Below are 17,502 nucleotides of genomic sequence, written 5' to 3' on the forward strand. Positions count from 1 at the left end.
CCGGCTTCGCCACAGTACGGCCGCGCCGGCGTGGCCTGCATGATCCGGCATTTTCCGGCAAGGCATCGCGTGTCCCCTGCTCCCTCCGAGTTCGAAGCCCCCCACCGGCTGCGATCGCTCGTCCGCTCGCGCGAGACGGCGCTGGTCGTGCTCGGCGCCGTGGCCGGGGCCATCGCGGGCCTCGTCGTCACGGCCATGAACGCCGCGGTCGACGGCCTGCACGCGCTCCTGTTCGGCATTCCGGCCGGCACGCGGCTGTCGGCCTCGTGGTCGGTCGATCCGGTCGCGGCGGTCGCGGTGCCGTGCCTCGGCGGGCTCGCCTTCGGCATCGTCTCGGCCTGGCTGGCGGCCCGCCGGCCGCAGCGCGAGATCGACCCGATCGAGGCCAACGCCCTGCACGGCGGCCGCATGTCGCTGCTCGGCAGTCTCGTCGTCGCGGTCAAGACGGTGTGGTCGAGCGGCGTCGGCGCCTCGGTCGGCCTCGAGGCCGGCTACACGCAGCTCGCGGCCGGCATCGCGTCGCGGCTCGGCATCGCGTTCCGGCTGCGCCGCGGCGACCTGCGCGTCCTGGTCGGTTGCGGCGCCGCGGGCGGCATCGCGGGCGCCTTCCAGGCGCCGCTCGCCGGCGCCTTCTACGCCTTCGAGCTGGTCATCGGCACCTACTCGGTCGCCGGGCTGGCGCCGGTGGCGGCCGCCGCCGTGGTCGGCTACGCGGTCGCCGGCGCGCTGTCGCCCGGCCATCTCGGCATCATCGCGGTGCCGAGCGGCACGGTCGCCCATCACGATCTCCTGCTCGCCGCCCTGCTCGGCCTCGCCATGGCGGGCCTCGGCATCGGCGTGATGCGCTCCGTCGCCGTGGTGGAGGCGCTGTTCGTGCGCTTCGTCAAGCCGGCGCTGCGGCCCTTCCTCGGCGGCTTTCTGGTCGGCTGCCTCGCCCTGATCACGCCGCGGGTGCTGTCGTCCGGGCACGGCGCCCTGCATCTCGTCGGCCTGCTCGACCTGTCGCTGAAGACCGTGGCGTCGATCCTGGCGCTGAAGATCGTCGCCTCGGTGGTGTCGCTCGGCGCCGGCTTCCGCGGCGGCCTGTTCTTCGCCTCGCTGCTGATGGGCGCCCTCGCGGGCCAGATCTTCGCCGTCGCGATCGTCACGGTGGCCCCTGGCCTGCACGTCGATTCGAACATCTGGTCCGTGGTGGCGATGAGCGCGCTCGCCGCCACCGTCGTCGGCGGGCCGTTGACCATGACGTTCATCGCGCTCGAATCGACCGGCGACCTGTGGCTGACCGTCGCCGTGCTGGTCGCCGTCATCGTCGCGGCGCAGGTGACACGCGAGACCTTCGGCTACTCCTTCGCGACCTGGCGATTCCATCTGCGCGGCGAGACGATCCGCAGCGCCGCCGATGTCGGCTGGATGCGCGATCTCACGGTCGGGCGGATGATGCGCGAGGCCCGCACCGTGCCGGCCGACACCACGATCGGGGCGCTGCGCCGCGCGTTTCCGCTCGGCTCGACCGGACAGGTGGTGGCGGTCGAGCCGGACGACGTCTATGCCGGATTGGTCGCCGTGCCGGAGGCGCATGCGGCCGAGCACGATGCGGCGGCGCCGGTGCGCAGCCTGCTGCGCTTCCCCGAGGAGATGCTGTCGCGCACCATGACGGCCAAGCAGGCGGCGGCCGTGTTCGACCGCACCGAGGCGGAGGCGCTGGCGGTCGTCGAATCGGAGGAGACCCGCAAGGTCGTCGGCCTGCTCACCGAGGCCTATCTGCTGCGCCGCTACTCGGCCGAGCTCGAGCGCCGGCGCCAGGAGATCATCGGGGACGGGTGAGTCACCGGGGCGTCCCTACCCCACCACGGCCGCGTCGCTCGCCTCGCTCGCCGACGACCGCTCGGGGCGCGGCGCGAAGGGCTGCAGCAGCGCCCGCTTGATGGTGGCGATGCGGGTCGGCGAGGTGATGCGGGCGCCCATCAGGTCGGTGACGTAGAACACGTCGACGGCCCGCTCGCCGAAGGTCGCGACGTGGGCCGAGGTGATGTTGAGGTTGAGCTTCGAGAGCGTCGAGGTGAGCTCGTAGAGCAGGCCCGGCCGGTCGAGGCCCGACACCTCGACCACGGTGTAGCGGTGCGACCACTGATTGTTGACCGACACCTCGGGTTCGACCCGGAAGGCGCGGATGCGGGCGCGTCCCGGCTGGCGCTTGGCCAGCATGTCCGGCACCTTCATGTCGCCGCGCAGCGCCTTCTCGATCGCCTCGGTGATGCGCGCGGCGCGGCGCGCCTCGTCGTCGTCGCGCTCGAACTCGCGCGACACCGAGATCGTATCGAGGGCGAGCCCGTCCGTGGTCGTGTAGATCTGCGCGTCGACGATGTTGGCGCCGGCCGAGGCGCAGGCCCCGGCGATCACCGACAGCAGCCACGGGTGGTCGGGCGCCAGCACGGTCAGCACCGTGACGCCGCGGCTCTGGTCGAAGGCGAAGCGGGTGGCGAGCGGCAGCCCGTTCGCCTCGGTCTCCTGGACGAAGCGGGCGTGGCCGACCTGCGAGGCGAGATCGACCTTGAGCCAGTAGGCCGGATAGTGGCGGCCGACATACTTGTCGACCTGCTCGGGCGACCAGTCGGTGACCGACGCGATCTCCCGGCGGAACGCGGTCTGCGCGGCGGAGACGCGCTGCGCCCGGTTGACCTCGGAGAAGCCGCCGGTGAGGGCCGGCTCGGCCTCGTAATAGAGGGCGCGCAGAAGCTGCGACTTCCACGAGTTCCACACGCCGGGGCCGACCGCCTTGATGTCGGCCGTGGTCAGCATGGTGAGCAGCTTCATGCGCTCGAGCGACTGCACGATCTGCACGAAGTTCTCGATGGTGCGGCGATCGGAGAGGTCGCGCGACTGCGCGATCGTCGACATCACGAGGTGATACTCGACCAGCCATGCCACCGTCTCGGTGTCGGCCGCCGAGAGGCCGAACCGCGGACAGAGATGGCGGGCGATCTTGGCGCCGGCGATCGAGTGGTCCTCGGGGCGGCCCTTGGCGATGTCGTGCAGGAACAGCGCGACGTAGAGCAGATCGCGGTGCTCCGGCTGGATGCTGCGGATCAGCTCGTTGGAGAGGCCGTACTCCTCGCTCTGCCCGGCCTCGATCTCGGCCAGCACGCCGATGCAGCGCAACAGGTGCTCGTCCACGGTGTAGTGGTGGTACATGTTGAACTGCATCATCGAGACGACGCGGCCGAACTCCGGGATGAAGCGGCCGAGCACGCCGGCCTCGTTCATCCGCCGCAGCACGATCTCGGTGTCGTTGCGGCCGGTGAGGATCTCGAGGAAAAGGCGATTCGCTTCCGGGTCGGCGCGCAACTGCTTGTCGATCAGCTTGAGCGAGCGCGTCGCGGTGCGCATCGCGTCCGGATGGAAGGCGAGCGCGTGCTTCTGGGCGAGACGGAAGATGCGGATCAGGTTCTTCGGGTCGCGCGCGAAGACGTCCGGATCGGCGATGTTGATGCGGTTGTTGTCGACGATGAAGTCGTCGCTCTCGCGCAGCGTCCGTTGCGGACGCGGCCGCAGGCGGTTGACGAAGCGGTTGAGCATCGGCACGTCCTTCTGGTGCCGGCTCTCCAGTCCCGCGCACAGGATCGCGGTGAGGTCACCGACGTCCTTGGCGATCAGGAAGTAGTGCTTCATGAAGCGCTCGACGTCCTGCATGCCCGGGTGCTCGGTGTAGCCGAGCCGCACCGCGAGATCGCGCTGGATGTCGAAGGACAATCGCTCCTCGGCGCGGCCGGTGACGAAATGCATGTGGCAGCGCACCGACCAGAGGAAGTCCTCGCAGCGCTGGAACAGCTTGAACTCCTGGCGGTCGAACACGCCGCGCTCGACCAGCTCCTCCGGGGTCCGCACCCGGTAGACGTATTTGGCGATCCAGAACAGCGTGTGCAGATCGCGCAGGCCGCCCTTGCCGTCCTTCACGTTGGGCTCGACCAGATAGCGCGACTGGCCGACGCGCTTGAGCCGGTCCTCGCGCTCGGCGAGCTTGGCGGCGACGAATTCCGGGCCGGTGTTCTGCACCACCTGCTTGTCGAAGCGGGTGACCAGCTCGTCGAACAGGCTCTGCTCGCCGAACAGGAAGCGCGACTCGAGGATCGCGGTGCGGATCGTCATGTCGGCCTTGGCCTGGCGGACGCTCTCGTCGATCGAGCGCGTCGCGTGGCCGACCTTCAGGCCCATGTCCCACAGGCAGTAGAGGATCGCCTCGGCGATCGACTCGCCCCAGGCGGTCTGCTTGTAGGGCAGCAGGAACAGGAGATCGATGTCGGAGCCGGGCGCCATCAGGCCGCGGCCGTAGCCGCCGGTGGCGACCACGGCCATGTGCTCGGCCTCGGAGGGATTCTGGGTCGCGTACAGATGCGTCGCGGCGAAGTCGTAGAGGATCGCGATGACCGCGTCCTGCATCTGGCACAGCCGCTCGGCACAGCGGCGGCCGTGCTTGTCGGCGAGCAGCATCTGCTCGGCCTTGGCGCGCCCGTCGGTGACCGCGGCCTTGAGGCGCTGGGCGACGGCGATGCGCAGCTCGCGTTCGCGTCCCTGATGCTCGTCGGCGAGCCGGTCGAGGTCGGCCGCGACGGCCTCGACGTCGAACAGCTCGCAGGCGGGGCGGGGCGGCCGGATCTTCGTGTCGGTCATACCCCTGGATAGCGAACCCGGCGCATCGTGTCACGGGCATGCGGCGGGGCCCGACCGACCGCCCCTCGGCGCGGTCGGCAGACCGGCGCTCGGCCCCCGCGCCGGCGCCGGAAGCGACCCCGCTCCGGACCGCTAAATAGCTGCTTCTACGGCAAGATCGAGCAATCGCCGAGCGCGTCGGCGGGAGTCCGCGTCCGGGCGGGCGGTCCGCCCCACGGGCGCGCCGCCGCCGACTCCCGCGAGCGTCGGCCGGCGCCGACCGTCGAGGCCGTGCGCCCGGAGGCGCTCCGCCGGGGGGCGAGACCGGCCGGGGCGGAGACCGACCGATCTCCCGATCGCGCCCCCGGACTCACCGCTTCAGCAGCGCGCTGCCGTAGAGGCCTGTCGGCTTGATCAGCAGAATCAGCAGCATGATGGCGAACGGCGCCATCTGGGCGAGCGGCGCGTAGACGAGCGAGCCGATCGACACCACCTGGCCGACCAGGAAGGCCGAGATGAACGTGCCCTTGATGCTGCCGAGCCCGCCGATGATCACCACCATGAAGGCGAAGGCCAGCACCTCGAGCCCCATGTCGGGGAACACCATGATCAGCGGCGCGTGGAGGCCGCCGGCGAGGCCGGACAGCGCGCCGGCGATCACGAAGGTCAGCGTGAACAGCCGGTACACGTTGATGCCGAGCCCTTCGACATGCTCGACGTCCTCGATGCCGGCCCGGATCGCCTTGCCGATGATGGTCTTGTTGAGGAACAGCCAGATCCCGGCATAGACGAGGAGCGCCAGCACCACGACGACGAGCCGGTAGACCGGCACCTCGGTGCCGAGGATGTCCCACTGCGCCTCGATCGGCACCGGAACGGGCCGCGGCACCAGGCCCCACACCGCCTTGATCAGGCCGATGCCGCCGATCAAGATGCCGAACGACGTGATCATCGAGAAGGTGATGTCGCGGGCGTAGATGCGCAGGAACACGAAGCGCTCGACGAGCAGCGCCGTGACGCCGGCGCCGACCACCCCGACCAGCGCGCCGAGCCAGACGCTGCCGATCATCGCGCTGACCGAGTAGGTGAGATAGGCGCCGACCGAGTAGTAGAGGAGCTGGTCGAGGCTGATGATTCGCATCAGACCGAAGCACAGCGACAGGCCGACCGTCATGAGGAAGAAGATGCTCCCCATGCTGAGGCCGAAGATGACGCCCGACAGGAGCAGGTGAGGATCCATCATCGTGCTTTCACTCCAGCGTCCGCCGCGCCCGCATCGGGGGCGGCCGGCTTGTCGGGATCGCCCTGGCGGAGCACCAGGCGCCGCAGCAGCGGCTCGAGCGAGCCCCAGATGCCGCGCTCGCCGGCCAGCATCACGAACACCAGAAGGAAGCCGACGATCAGCTCCCAGTGGCCGACCAGCTTGCTGATCAGATCCTTCATGCCGACGAAGGCGATCGAGCCGACCAGCGGTCCATAGAGCGTTCCGACGCCGCCCAGGATGGTGACGACCACCGGATCGGCGGCGCGCGCCGGGCTCGACATCTCCGGGCTCACCAGCCCCTGGTGGATGGCGTAGAGGGCCCCGGCGAAGGCCGTCGTCGTGTTGGCGACCACGAAGGCCATCAGCCGGATGCCGTAGTTGCTGTAGCCGAGGAAGCGCAGCTTGTCCTCGTTGGCCTTGGCGGCGAGGCAGCAGGCGCCGAACACCGAGTCGTCGAGATACTTGTAGAGCGCCCAGATGCCGAAGCAGCACAGGAACGCGAAGATCCAGAAATCGGCCGGCCGGGTGATGTCGAGCACCGGGGTCGAGTCCATGCGGGTGAGCAGCTCGAGCCCGTTGTCGCCGAACGTGACGCTCGCCAGCATCTTCTGCATCATGAAGAAGATGATGACGGCGAGCGCCAGGTTCACGAGCGCGAAATAGTCGGAGCGCAGCCGCACGAACAGCGGCCCGACCAGCGCGGCGACGACGAGCCCGGCGACGATGCCGACCAGGATGCCGACATACGGATTGGTGCCGAAGTAATAGAGATAGAACGCCGCCCCGTAGGCGCCGGCCGCGAGGTAGGCAGGCTGGCCGAACGAGATGAAGCCGACGCGGCCGAGCAGGAAATTGCAGCCCATCACGTAGATGGCGAAGATGATGATTTCGTTGTTGAAGGGCAGCGGCAGCACGAAGCGGAGCACGATCAGGAGCCCGAAGGCCACCAACAGCCCCGACCACCAGCGCAGGACGCTCATCGGACGATCCCTTTCTCGACCGCATTCGAGCGGCCGTTCCCCACTCCGTCGTCCCGGGGTGCCCGGCGAAGCCGGGCCTCGAAGGCTGGACGGCCCGGGCCGTCACCTTTCGAGGCTCGACCTGAGGCCGAGCTCCTCAGGGTGACGGATGACGCTCGGGGCATCGCGGATTCCCTAGAGATACGGCTCGCAGACCTCCGGCCTGATCTGCTCGCGCTCGGTGAGCTCGGCCACCAGCCGACCCTCGTTGAGGGCGTAGATCTTGTCGGCGATGGCGCAGATCATCGGCAGGTTCTGCTCGACGATGACGAGCGCCGCGCTCTTCGACAGCTCGCGGAACACGTCCTTCAGATGCGCGACGATCGACGGCGCGAGCCCCTCGGTCGGCTCGTCGACCAGGAGGAGCTTCGGCTTGCCCAGGATGGCGCGGCCGATCATCAGCATCTGGCGCTCGCCGCCCGACAGATAGCCGGCCTTGCGGTCGAGCAGCACCTTGAGCTTGGGGAAGAACACCAGCACCGGATCCCAGTCGTAGTCGCCGGAGGCGTAGGAGCCGAGCTCGAGATTCTCCCGCACCGTCAGGTCGGAGAACACCTTCTTGTCCTGCGGCACGTATTTGATCCCCATGCCGGCGATCGCGTAGGCGGTGCGCCCGACGAGATCGACGCCGTCCGAGACCACCGTACCGGCGGTCGGCCGCAGGAAGCCCGCGATGCTCTTCAGGAGCGTCGACTTGCCGGCGCCGTTGCGGCCGACGCAGCCGACCACCTCGCGGTCGCGCACCGCGACGGCGATGTCGAACAGCACCTTCGATTCGCCGTAGGCGGCGCTCAGGCCCTTCACGTCGAGGACGTGGCCGTTCGTCGCGGCGCTCATGACACGGCCTCGCCTTCGCCGGCCTCGGTGGCGATCTGCCAGTAGCTGCGCCGCACCTCGGGATGGCGCAGGCACTCCTCGCACGGGCCCTCGGCGATCACCCGGCCCTCGTGCATCACCGTGAGGCGCTGCAGGAAGTCCTGCACGTGGGAGAGCTTGTGCTCGACGATCAGGATGGTCTGGCGGCCGACCCGGGCCTTCAGCACGTCGAGCAGCATCCGGATCTCGGTCTCGGCGAGGCCCGCCAGCGGCTCGTCGAGCAGCAGGAGCGCCGGCTCGGCCAGGATCGACATGGCGATCTCCAACCGGCGCTTCTCGCCGAGACTCAGGTTCTTGACGACCCGGTCGCGCAGATGGCCGAGATCGAAGGTCTCGAGGGTCTCGACGACCTTCGGGTGGTGGCGACGGCTCCGGCACGTGCGGAAGAACAGCGCCGGCAGCGACGGCTTCTCGTAGGCGCGCACATAGGACAGCACCAGGTTGTCGACCACGGTGAGGCTGTCGAAGGTCGCCGTGAGCTGGAAGGTCCGCATCATGCCGAGGTCGACCCGCTGCTCGGGCGGCATCGCGGTGACGTCCTGCCCCTTGAACAGGATCCGGCCCTCGTCGGGCGGATAGTAGCCGGTGAGGAGGTTGAAGAACGTCGTCTTGCCGGCGCCGTTCGAGCCGATGATGCCGGCCACGTCGAACTCGCGCAGCACGAAGCTGACATTGTCGACGGCGACGAGGCCCTTGAAGCGCTTGGTGACGCCCTCCGCCCGGATGATCTCGGCGCGCGGGTCCGTGCTCACGGTGCTCCTCGTATCTGGTCGCGGCGGGCGGCGAAGGCCGCCCGGCCGCCGTGCACTGGGGAAGCGGGACCGGCGCCGAGGCCGGCCCCGCGCGGGGTGCGGAACACTCAGTAACCGAGCGACTTCAGCGGCGGCAGGATCTCGTCGCCACCCATCGCGCCCTCGACCGCGAACAGATCCCACTCGTTCTTCTGCTCGCCCGGACCCTTGCCCTTGACCAGGAAGGCGCCGTACTTGAACGCCGCCTGATGGTCCTCGCGCCACGACGCCGGACCCTTGATGCTGTCGAACTTGCCGCCGTTCGCCATCAGGGCGGCCGTCACCTTGGCGGCGTCCCAGGACTTCGACTGCTCGAAGCCGCGGAACATCTCCATGTAGGCGATGTAGGCGATCGCCGCGTAGGCGTCCGGCGGATAGCCGTACTTGTCGCGGAACAGCTTGGTGAACTCGGCCGCCTGCTTGGCCACCTCCTGGTCCGCGAAGCCGGCGAGGTCGTAGTAGAAGTAGTGCATGGCGTAGACGCCCTGCAGGGCCTCGGGCGGCAGGCCCTTCGCCACCACGTTGGTGATGAAGGCGTTGAAGATCGTCATCTCCTTGTTGAGGCCCATCTGCTGGACCTGCTTGAGGAGCGCGACCGAGTCGGCGGCGAACTGCGCCGCGATGAACACGTCCGGCTTCGCCGCCTTCACCTTCTGCAGGATGGTGGTGAAGTCGGTGGTGCCGAGCGGCGCCTCGTCGCGACCGACGATCTCGGCACCGTACTGCTTGGCCGCCGCCTCGACGCCGTCGCGGATGTCCCAGCCCCACGAGTCGGAGCGGGCCAGGAAGAAGATCTTCTTCTTGCCGAGCGTCTTCACCGCCTGGGTTCCGGCCATGTAGCCGACCGTCCACGGCGAGTAGGCGGCCGCGAAGGTGGCGGGCGCGATCTTGCCCTTGGTGAACGCCTCCTTGGCCTGGACGCAGACCGGGAAGTAGGGCTTGGGATCACGCGAGACGAGGGCGTTGATGGCGTAGGCGAGCGGCGCCCAGGTCTGGCCGCCGACGCCCTTGACGCCCTGGTCGACCAGATAGCGATAGCGGCGCACGCCGACGTCGAGCTTGGCCTCGTCGTCGTCGACCACGCCCTCGAGCATGGTCTTGCCCTCCGGCATGTCGAGGCCGCCGCGCCGGTTGATCACGTCGATGGCGAGCAAGGCGCCCTGCTTCTGGGTCTCGGCGACGGCGGCGAACGGGCCGGTGAGGGGCAGCAGGATGCCGATCTTGGCCGTCTTGGTGCTCTGGGCTTCGGCGAGCCCGGGCGCCATGAAACTGCACAATGCGGAAACGGCGAGCAGACCCCATAGCTTTCTCATGTCCGTGTTCCTCTCTGTCTGCGATGGGTCTTGTTATTGGATCTTGTTATCGGGTCTTGTTATCGAAGCCGGGATGAAGAAAATGCGGCTCGACCGACGGTCGAACGCTGCGCCGGTCCGGGGCCTCCGGCAATGCGGTAAAGTGCGTCACGTCGACCGTATCATGATCGACTGAATCCCGAACGACCGTATCCCGAACGATCGCGTCACGAACGATCGTGTCACGGGCGGCTGCGTCACGCGCTGTCGTGACGCGGCAACGTGACACGCCTGCCTGCGCACCGGTCCCCGGCCGGTGCGGTCGCGCCGGCGCTGGTCGCGCCGGACGGACCGACCGGAGCGCGGCGGCACCGCGCTCCGGCTTATCGCCTATTTCAGCAAGGAGGGATGATGCAGGCCGGGCCGGTCGTAATTGCCGACGGCCTCCTCCATGTGCTCCATCAGCGTGAAGACGATCGGACCGGTGGGGCCGACCAGCACGTTCTCCTCGAGCCGGGTCGTCTGCTCGAGCTCCGGATGGCCCGCGAAGGTCTCGATCGCGAAGTACATGTTCTCCTTGATCTCGGCCGGCTGGCTGAGCGAATAGGCGCGCGAGATCCACATGCCTTCGTACAGCGTGATGCCGATCGAGTGGGCGAACTGCTGCAGCGTGACGGTGCCGTAGGTGTCGTCGTCGTATTCCGGGAACTTGGCGGCGACGTCGGCCGTCGAGTTGCCGGGCTTGAGCATCTCGATGCCGGCATACATCGAGTCGTAGGTCTGCTTGTAGAGATCGATCTCCTTCTGGGTCATCTTGGCCGCGCACTTGAAGCAGCGCACGTAGTCGATGAAGTAGCCGGAGGGACCGACCGCGTTGATGTCGACGATGACGAGATCGCCCTGGCGGATGATCTTGTCGGTCGCCCAGCGCCGATACGGCGAGGTGTTGCCGCCCGAGGCGACGATGATGTCGTAGATGATCTCGCAACCGAGCCTGAGCATCAGCTCGTGCACCTTGGCCTCGATCTGGCGCTCGGTGACGCCCGGCTTCAGCCACTCGTGCTTGATGTGCCACATCGCGGCGTCGCCGATGGTCGAGGACTGCTTGAGCAGCTCGATCTCGTCGATCGTCTTGACGACGCGCGCCGCCGACATCGCGGGCCAGCCGTTGACGATGTTGATCTTGAACTTCTGGAACGCCTCGAGCGAGGGAATGTCGAGATTGTCGACGCCGATGCGCTCCTTCTCGACGCCGTACTCCTTGAGCACCTCGTAGATCGAGGCGACCATGCGCTCGGCCATGTAGGGCACGGCCGATTCGGCCCACTGCCAGGTCATGGCGGGGCGGATGTTGTCGCGCATCATCAGGCCCGGATCGTTGAGCGGGTCGATCTTGCGCTCCTTGGCGCCGGCCGCGATGGCGGCCGAGCCCTTCAGGCCCTCGGCGATGTTGGAGCCGCGCGTCTTGTGCATCCACGGCAGGTCGATGCGGGCGCACTGCATGTCGGAGCCGGCGGTCTCGAACAGGATCGGATCGCCGCCGCGCGGCAGCACCGCGTAACGGATGTTGATGTTGTACTTCCAATTGCCCTGGTACGAGCCGGTGATGTAGCGGATGTTCGCGCCCGCGTAGAGCACCAGCGCCCCGAGATCGTGAATCTCCATCTGCTCGCGCGCCTTCTGGAGCCGCTGCTTGCGCAGGCGCTCGTAGTCGACGCGATACTGCCAATCACAGCCCTGCGCCGGGTAGACGCGACGCGGCAGCTGATGATGCGGCTTTCCGAGAAAGGCGTGGTCGAGTTCATAGCTCATGGAGCGCTCCTCGTTGGACCGACTTCGAGGTTTCGTGAATTGGTGACCCGGCGGTCGGAGATGCGAAGAAAGCCCGAACGCAAGTGATCCGAGCGGCTCGAATTATAACGGTGGCCCATCGCGGGGGAAGCGAACGGCGATGTGGTTCCTACGGCACAGCTCTGCAAAAATGGACGGCGACGCCGGCGCTTCGACGCCTCGTCGCACGCACCGAGACGCGGCCGGCGCGTCGCGGACCCCGGCGTGCTGCACTGCATACAAACCCCTGCGATTCGCGCGCGCCGACCGATCCGTCGCCCGTCGATGCGCGCGCCGGACGCGGCGTCGCATCGAAGACGCCGGGCGCATGCGGGCCCCGCGTCCCCCCGGCTGGCGCAGCACCGCGAACACCTCTAGAGTTTTGTCGACGCGACAGGGGGTCGCGGCGGCGCCGAGGCCTCTCTCGCGGCGCAACACGGAGCGGCCCCGCGAGCGCTCGACCGAGACTCGGGACGACAGGGCTCGGGACGACACGACACGGGACGACACCGGGTTCGAAACGACGGGACGGCGGCGATGCCACAGACGCGAAGCGAACGCGGGACACGGCCGAAGCGCAAGACCACCGCGGCGGTCGCCACGCCGGCGCCCGAGAAGGAGCGGGAGAAGGCCGACAGGAGCGAGCGCGACAGGGGCGCGTCGTTGTCCGATCGCGCCTATCAGCAGATCAAGGAGATGATCCTCACGCTGTTCTTCCTGCCGGGACAGTATCTCAACGAGGCGGCGATCTGCGATCTGCTCAAGCTCGGCCGCACGCCCGTCCATCAGGCCCTGCAGCTCCTGCAGGTGGAAGGGCTGGTCGAGGTGGTGCCGCGCAAGGGCGTCATCGTCCGCCCCGACTCGATCAACGAGGTGGTCGAGATTCTCGACGCCCGCATCCTGGTCGAGGTCGAGCTGGTGCGCCGGGCGGTCGCCAACAGCACCCGCGAGGACATCAAGGAGCTCACCGCGATTCTCGAGAAGACCAACCGGCGGCACGGCGGCGGCTCGCTCGACGCCTTCGTCGAGTCCGACCGCGCCTTCCACGTCAAGCTGTCGGCGATGTCGGGCAACGCCATCCTGGCCGACTTCGTCCGCCTGATGCACGAGCGCTCGACCCGCTTCTGGTATCTGCACCTGTGGCAGACCGTCGACGTCTACGCGGCGGGGCGCGAGCACCGCACCATCCTGGAGGCGATGGAGACGCGCGATCCCGAGCGGGCCGCCCGCGCCATGCGCAAGCACATCGAGAATCTGCGCGAGCGCCTCCAGCATATCCTCCATCACGGGCCGGGGCGCGGCGGCGTCCGCCCGGCGGCGCCGCCCGCCGCCCAGGGGCGTGCCCGCCGCGCCGTCACCTGAGCGGGCCGAACCGGGCTCTCCGGACAAGGCGGCGTGCCGCCGCGACGGCGCGCCGAGGTCGCTTGATGCGGCGCCGCAAAGCTGGTTGATAGCGGCAGCCACCGGACCCGGCTCGTGCCCCCGAGAGCCGCCGAGAGCCGCAGAGAGCCGGAGAGAGCCGCCGAACGCCGCCAGGAGCTGCCGCCCGCATGCAGGATGCCCCGTTCGATCAGGCCCGCTTTCGCCAGGCCCTCGGCCGCTTCGCGACCGGGGTCGCGGTGGTGACGGCGCTCGCGCCGGACGGCGGCCGCCTCGGCATCACGGTGAGCTCGTTCAACTCGGTGTCGCTGCTGCCGCCCCTGATCCTGTTCAGCATCGCGCGGCGCGCCAACAGCTTCCCGGCCTGGCAGGCGGCGCGGCATTATGCCGTCAACGTGCTCTCGGAGGCGCAGGAGGCGCTGTCCGATCGCTTCGCCAAGCCCGGCGGCGACCGCTGGGACGGCGTCGCGACGATCGACGGCCGCTCCGGCATCCCGCTTCTGGCGGGGTCGCTCGCCGTGCTCGAATGTGCCGCGCATGCGCGCCACCCGGGGGGCGACCACGAGATTTTCGTCGGCGAGGTCGAAACCCTGCGGATCGGCGAGACTCCGGCCCCACGGCCGCTGGTGTTCTTCTCGGGCCGCTACCGCCGGCTCGACACGGCCGGCGAGGCGCATCTGGCGCCCTCCGACTCGCTCTTCCCGAAGAGCTGGGCCTGACGAGCCCTGACGCTCCCGTCGGTCGGCTGCCGCGGCGGCGCGCAGGCGAAATTTTGTGCATGCCCGAAGTGGAGGCAGCCTCCCGCCTTGACTTCGCCGGACGTTGCAGGCATCGAAAAGGCACCTAGATCCTGTGTTCAAGGAGGTTTCGCGTACTCGTGACGGGAGAGACCGGCTCCGGCCGGCGCCGAAGGAGCAACCGCCCCGGAAACTCTCAGGCAAAAGGACCGTCCCGAGCAGGTGAATCTGGAAAGTGACCCGCCCGTCACCGGGACGGGTCCGCCGACGGGATAACACTCTCAGGCACAGAGACAGATGGGGCGCCGTGGCGAGCCGAGCTTGTCGGAAGGCGCTCCTTGTCGTGTCGCGACCACGGGTCGCGCGCCGACACCGCCCCTCCTTCCAGCCTCGACCCGCGTCCTTCACCCCCGCTGACGTGCCCGCACGCGCGTGCACGGCCGACGACGTGACGGCGCATCGCCCTGGCATCCGCATCCGGCCCGCGTCGCGGCCCGGCGCATCGTCGTCTCCGGACGGCCTGCGCCGGTGATCGTGCCGGCCCGGCCCATCGTCCAGGGCGCGATCCTCGGCTCGCGTCCGCCCGGATCGCCCTGTCAGGATCTCGAGCATGAACGCCCCCATCCGCATGACGACGACCGACGTCCCGGCCTCCGACTTCGTCCGCCGCCATGTCGGCCCGAGCCCACGCGACATCGACGTGATGGTCGAGGCGGTCGGCGCGAGGAGCCTCGATGCGCTCATCGCCGACGTGATCCCGGCCTCGATCCGCGACAAGCGCCCGCCCGCCCTCGGGGCGGCGCTGTCGGAGACCGCGGCGCTCGCCCGCCTGCGCGCGATCGCGACGCAGAACCAGGTCTTCGTCTCGCTGATCGGGCAGGGCTATCACGGCACCGTGCTGCCCGCCGTCATCCAGCGCAACGTGCTGGAGAACCCGGCCTGGTACACGGCCTACACGCCGTATCAGCCGGAGATCAGCCAGGGGCGCCTCGAGGCGCTGATGAACTTCCAGACGCTGGTGTCCGACCTCACCGGCCTGCCGGTCGCCAACGCCTCGCTGCTCGACGAGGCGACCGCGGCGGCCGAGGCGATGGCGCTGGCGAAGCGCGCCGCCGGATCGAAGGCGAACGCCTTCTTCGTCGATGCCGCCGTGCATCCGCAGACGCTCGCCGTGCTGAAGACGCGCGCCGAGGCGATCGGCCTGTCGATCATCACGGGCGATCCGGAGCGCGACCTCGATCCGGCCGGCGTGTTCGGCGTCCTGGTGCAGTATCCCGACACGTTCGGCCGGGTGCGCGATCGTCGCGGGCTCGTCGACCGCGTCCATGCCGCCAAGGGCCTCGTCGCATTCGCGGCCGATCCGCTCGCCCTGACCCTGCTGGTGCCGCCCGGAGAGCTCGGCGCCGACATCGCGATCGGCTCGATGCAGCGGTTCGGCGTGCCGATGGGCTACGGCGGTCCGCACGCCGCCTACATGGCGGTGCGCAAGGGCCTCGAGCGCACCATGCCGGGCCGCCTCGTCGGCCTGTCGGTCGACGCGCGCGGGAACCCGGCCTACCGGCTGGCGCTGCAGACGCGCGAGCAGCACATCCGGCGCGAGAAGGCGACCTCCAACATCTGCACGGCGCAGGTGCTGCTGGCCGTGATCGCCGCGATGTACGCCGTCCATCACGGGCCGGAGGGCCTGACCGAGATCGCCCGCCGCGTCCACCGCCGCGCCGCCGTGCTGGCGGCGGGGCTGCGGGCGCTCGGCTTCGCGGTTCCGGCGACCGCGATCTTCGACACCGTGACGGTGCCGGTCGGCGACCGTCAGACGGCGATCCTTGCCAGGGCGCGGGCGGAGAAGATCAACCTGCGGAGCATCCCGGCCGGCGACTTCGCCGACGCGCCGGCGATCGGCATCAGCGTCGACGAGACGACCGACGAGGCCGTGATCGAGGCGGTGTGGCGCGCCTTCGGCGGCACGTTCCGCTACGACGAGATGGCCGGCGAGGCCGACGTGCGGCTGCCGGCCGGGCTCGCGCGCACCTCGGCGTTCCTGACCCATCCGGTGTTCCACCGGTATCGCAGCGAGACCGAGATGCTGCGCTACCTGCGGAAGCTCTCCGACCGCGATCTGGCGCTCGACCGCGCCATGATCCCGCTCGGCTCCTGCACCATGAAGCTCAACGCCACGGCCGAGATGATCCCGATCACCTGGCCCGAATTCGCGAGCCTGCATCCGTTCGCGCCGGCCGAGCAGGCGCAGGGCTACAAGGTGCTGCTCGACGAGCTGTCGCGGATGCTCGCCGTGCTGACCGGCTACGACGCGGTCTCGCTGCAGCCCAACGCCGGCTCGCAGGGCGAGTTCGCCGGCCTTTTGGCGATCCGCGCCTACGATGCGTCGCGTGGAGAGCCGCACCGCACCGTCTGCCTGATCCCGTCCTCGGCGCACGGCACCAACCCGGCCTCCGCCGCGATGGCCGGCATGCAGGTCGTGGTCGTCGCCTGCGACCGCGACGGCAATGTCGATCTGACCGATCTCGAGGCGAAGGCGACGCAGCACGGCGACAAGCTCGCCTGCGCCATGATCACGTATCCGTCGACGCACGGCGTGTTCGAGGAGCACATCCGCGAAATGTGCGAGATCGTCCACGCCCATGGCGGGCAGGTCTATCTCGACGGCGCCAATCTCAACGCCCAAGTCGGGCTCGCGCGACCCGGCGCCTACGGGGCGGACGTCAGCCACATCAACCTGCACAAGACCTTCTGCATCCCGCACGGCGGCGGCGGTCCCGGCATGGGCCCGATCGGCGTGAAGGCGCATCTGGCGCCCTTCCTGCCCGGACATCCGGCGCTCGACGGCGGCACCACGCCGGTCGGCGCCGTCTCGGCGGCGCCGTTCGGCTCGGCGTCGATCCTGCCGATCGCCTACACCTACATGCTGATGATGGGGGACCAGGGCCTCAAGCGCGCCACCGAGGTGGCGATCCTGTCGGCCAACTACATCGCCCGGCGGCTCGAGCCCCACTACCCGGTGCTCTACAAGAACCACAACGATCGCGTCGCGCACGAGTGCATCGTCGACCCACGCGCCCTGAAGGAGACCACCGGCGTCACGGTGGACGACATCGCCAAGCGGCTGATCGACTACGGCTTCCATGCGCCGACCGTGTCGTTCCCGGTCGCCGGCACGCTGATGATCGAGCCGACCGAGTCGGAATCGAAGCACGAGCTCGACCGCTTCGTCGACGCGATGATCGCGATCCGCCACGAGATCGCCGCCGTCGAGGCCGGAAAGCTCGCGATCGAGCAGTCGCCGCTGCGGCACGCGCCTCACACCGTCCACGACCTCGCCGACGATGCGTGGTCGCGCGCCTATACGCGCAGCGAGGCGGTGTTTCCGGCCGGCGTGTCGCGCACCGACAAGTACTTCGCCGCGGTCAACCGCGTCGACCACGTCCACGGCGACCGCAACCTGATCTGCTCCTGCCCGCCCATCGAGGCGTATTCGGGCTGAGGCCCGGCGCCCCGACACCTCTCCCCGCGCGCGGGGAGAGGTCGACGTTCGCGCGCTCAGCGCGGACGTCGGGTGAGGGGGCGTTTCCGCGAGTCTGAGCTTTACGGAGCGTCGTAGCAACCATTAGATTTTGAGTGGTTTAGGAGCTGGGGATTTGTGGACAGGCG

Annotated in this window: 11 protein-coding genes and 2 riboswitches; of the genes, 4 read left to right on the forward strand and 7 right to left on the reverse strand. The window is 69.1% G+C overall.

From position 1 onward, the window contains the following. Positions 1-39: 39 nt before the first annotated feature. Positions 40-1,824: a chloride channel protein gene (locus ACFSOX_RS17310; RefSeq protein ID WP_378479065.1), complete on the forward strand. Its 1,785-nt coding sequence runs from the start codon at positions 40-42 to the stop codon at positions 1,822-1,824. A gap of 15 nt (positions 1,825-1,839) precedes the next feature. Here the strand turns inward: ACFSOX_RS17310 and ACFSOX_RS17315 are convergent, their stop codons facing one another. From ACFSOX_RS17315 to ACFSOX_RS17345, 7 genes are all read right to left on the reverse strand, one after another. Continuing rightward, positions 1,840-4,668: a [protein-PII] uridylyltransferase gene (locus ACFSOX_RS17315; protein ID WP_378479066.1), complete on the reverse strand. Its 2,829-nt coding sequence runs from the start codon at positions 4,666-4,668 to the stop codon at positions 1,840-1,842. Between the two features lie 349 nt (positions 4,669-5,017). Then, positions 5,018-5,890: a branched-chain amino acid ABC transporter permease gene (locus ACFSOX_RS17320; RefSeq protein WP_378479067.1), complete on the reverse strand. Its 873-nt coding sequence runs from the start codon at positions 5,888-5,890 to the stop codon at positions 5,018-5,020. Then, positions 5,887-6,891 (reverse strand): branched-chain amino acid ABC transporter permease, encoded by a 1,005-nt coding sequence (locus tag ACFSOX_RS17325; protein ID WP_378479068.1) that lies wholly within the window; start codon positions 6,889-6,891, stop codon positions 5,887-5,889. The genes ACFSOX_RS17320 and ACFSOX_RS17325 overlap by 4 nt, the downstream gene beginning before the upstream one ends. A 174-nt stretch (positions 6,892-7,065) precedes the next feature. Next, the gene (locus ACFSOX_RS17330; protein ID WP_378479069.1) at positions 7,066-7,767 is read right to left on the reverse strand and encodes an ABC transporter ATP-binding protein; all 702 of its coding nucleotides are present in this window, start codon (positions 7,765-7,767) and stop codon (positions 7,066-7,068) included. Continuing rightward, complete coding sequence (locus ACFSOX_RS17335; protein WP_378479070.1) at positions 7,764-8,558, reverse strand: ABC transporter ATP-binding protein; 795 nt, start codon at positions 8,556-8,558, stop codon at positions 7,764-7,766. Before ACFSOX_RS17335 ends, ACFSOX_RS17330 begins: the two co-directional genes overlap by 4 nt. A 107-nt stretch (positions 8,559-8,665) precedes the next feature. Next, positions 8,666-9,910 carry an ABC transporter substrate-binding protein gene (locus tag ACFSOX_RS17340; protein ID WP_378479071.1) on the reverse strand — a complete coding sequence of 415 codons (1,245 nt, stop codon included), beginning with the start codon at positions 9,908-9,910 and terminating at the stop codon, positions 8,666-8,668. Between the two features lie 369 nt (positions 9,911-10,279). Further along, on the reverse strand, positions 10,280-11,701 hold the full coding sequence (locus ACFSOX_RS17345; RefSeq protein ID WP_378479072.1) for a M24 family metallopeptidase: 1,422 nt from the start codon (positions 11,699-11,701) through the stop codon (positions 10,280-10,282). A gap of 555 nt (positions 11,702-12,256) precedes the next feature. On the opposite strand from ACFSOX_RS17345, the gene ACFSOX_RS17350 reads away from it, so the two are divergent. From ACFSOX_RS17350 to gcvP, 3 genes are all read left to right on the forward strand, one after another. After that, the gene (locus ACFSOX_RS17350; RefSeq protein ID WP_378479073.1) at positions 12,257-13,081 is read left to right on the forward strand and encodes a GntR family transcriptional regulator; all 825 of its coding nucleotides are present in this window, start codon (positions 12,257-12,259) and stop codon (positions 13,079-13,081) included. A gap of 188 nt (positions 13,082-13,269) precedes the next feature. Further along, positions 13,270-13,818, forward strand: coding sequence for a flavin reductase family protein (locus tag ACFSOX_RS17355; RefSeq protein ID WP_378479074.1), 549 nt, complete (start codon positions 13,270-13,272; stop codon positions 13,816-13,818). A gap of 152 nt (positions 13,819-13,970) precedes the next feature. Continuing rightward, positions 13,971-14,058, forward strand: a riboswitch (glycine riboswitch). A gap of 4 nt (positions 14,059-14,062) precedes the next feature. After that, positions 14,063-14,135: riboswitch (glycine riboswitch) on the forward strand. 311 nt (positions 14,136-14,446) lie between these two features. Then, entirely contained in the window at positions 14,447-17,335 is a 2,889-nt protein-coding gene (gene gcvP, locus ACFSOX_RS17360; protein WP_378479075.1) for an aminomethyl-transferring glycine dehydrogenase, read from the forward strand. Positions 17,336-17,502: the final 167 nt, after the last annotated feature.

The organism is Rhodoplanes azumiensis (assembly GCF_042682915.1).
Taxonomy (GTDB): domain Bacteria; phylum Pseudomonadota; class Alphaproteobacteria; order Rhizobiales; family Xanthobacteraceae; genus Rhodoplanes; species Rhodoplanes azumiensis.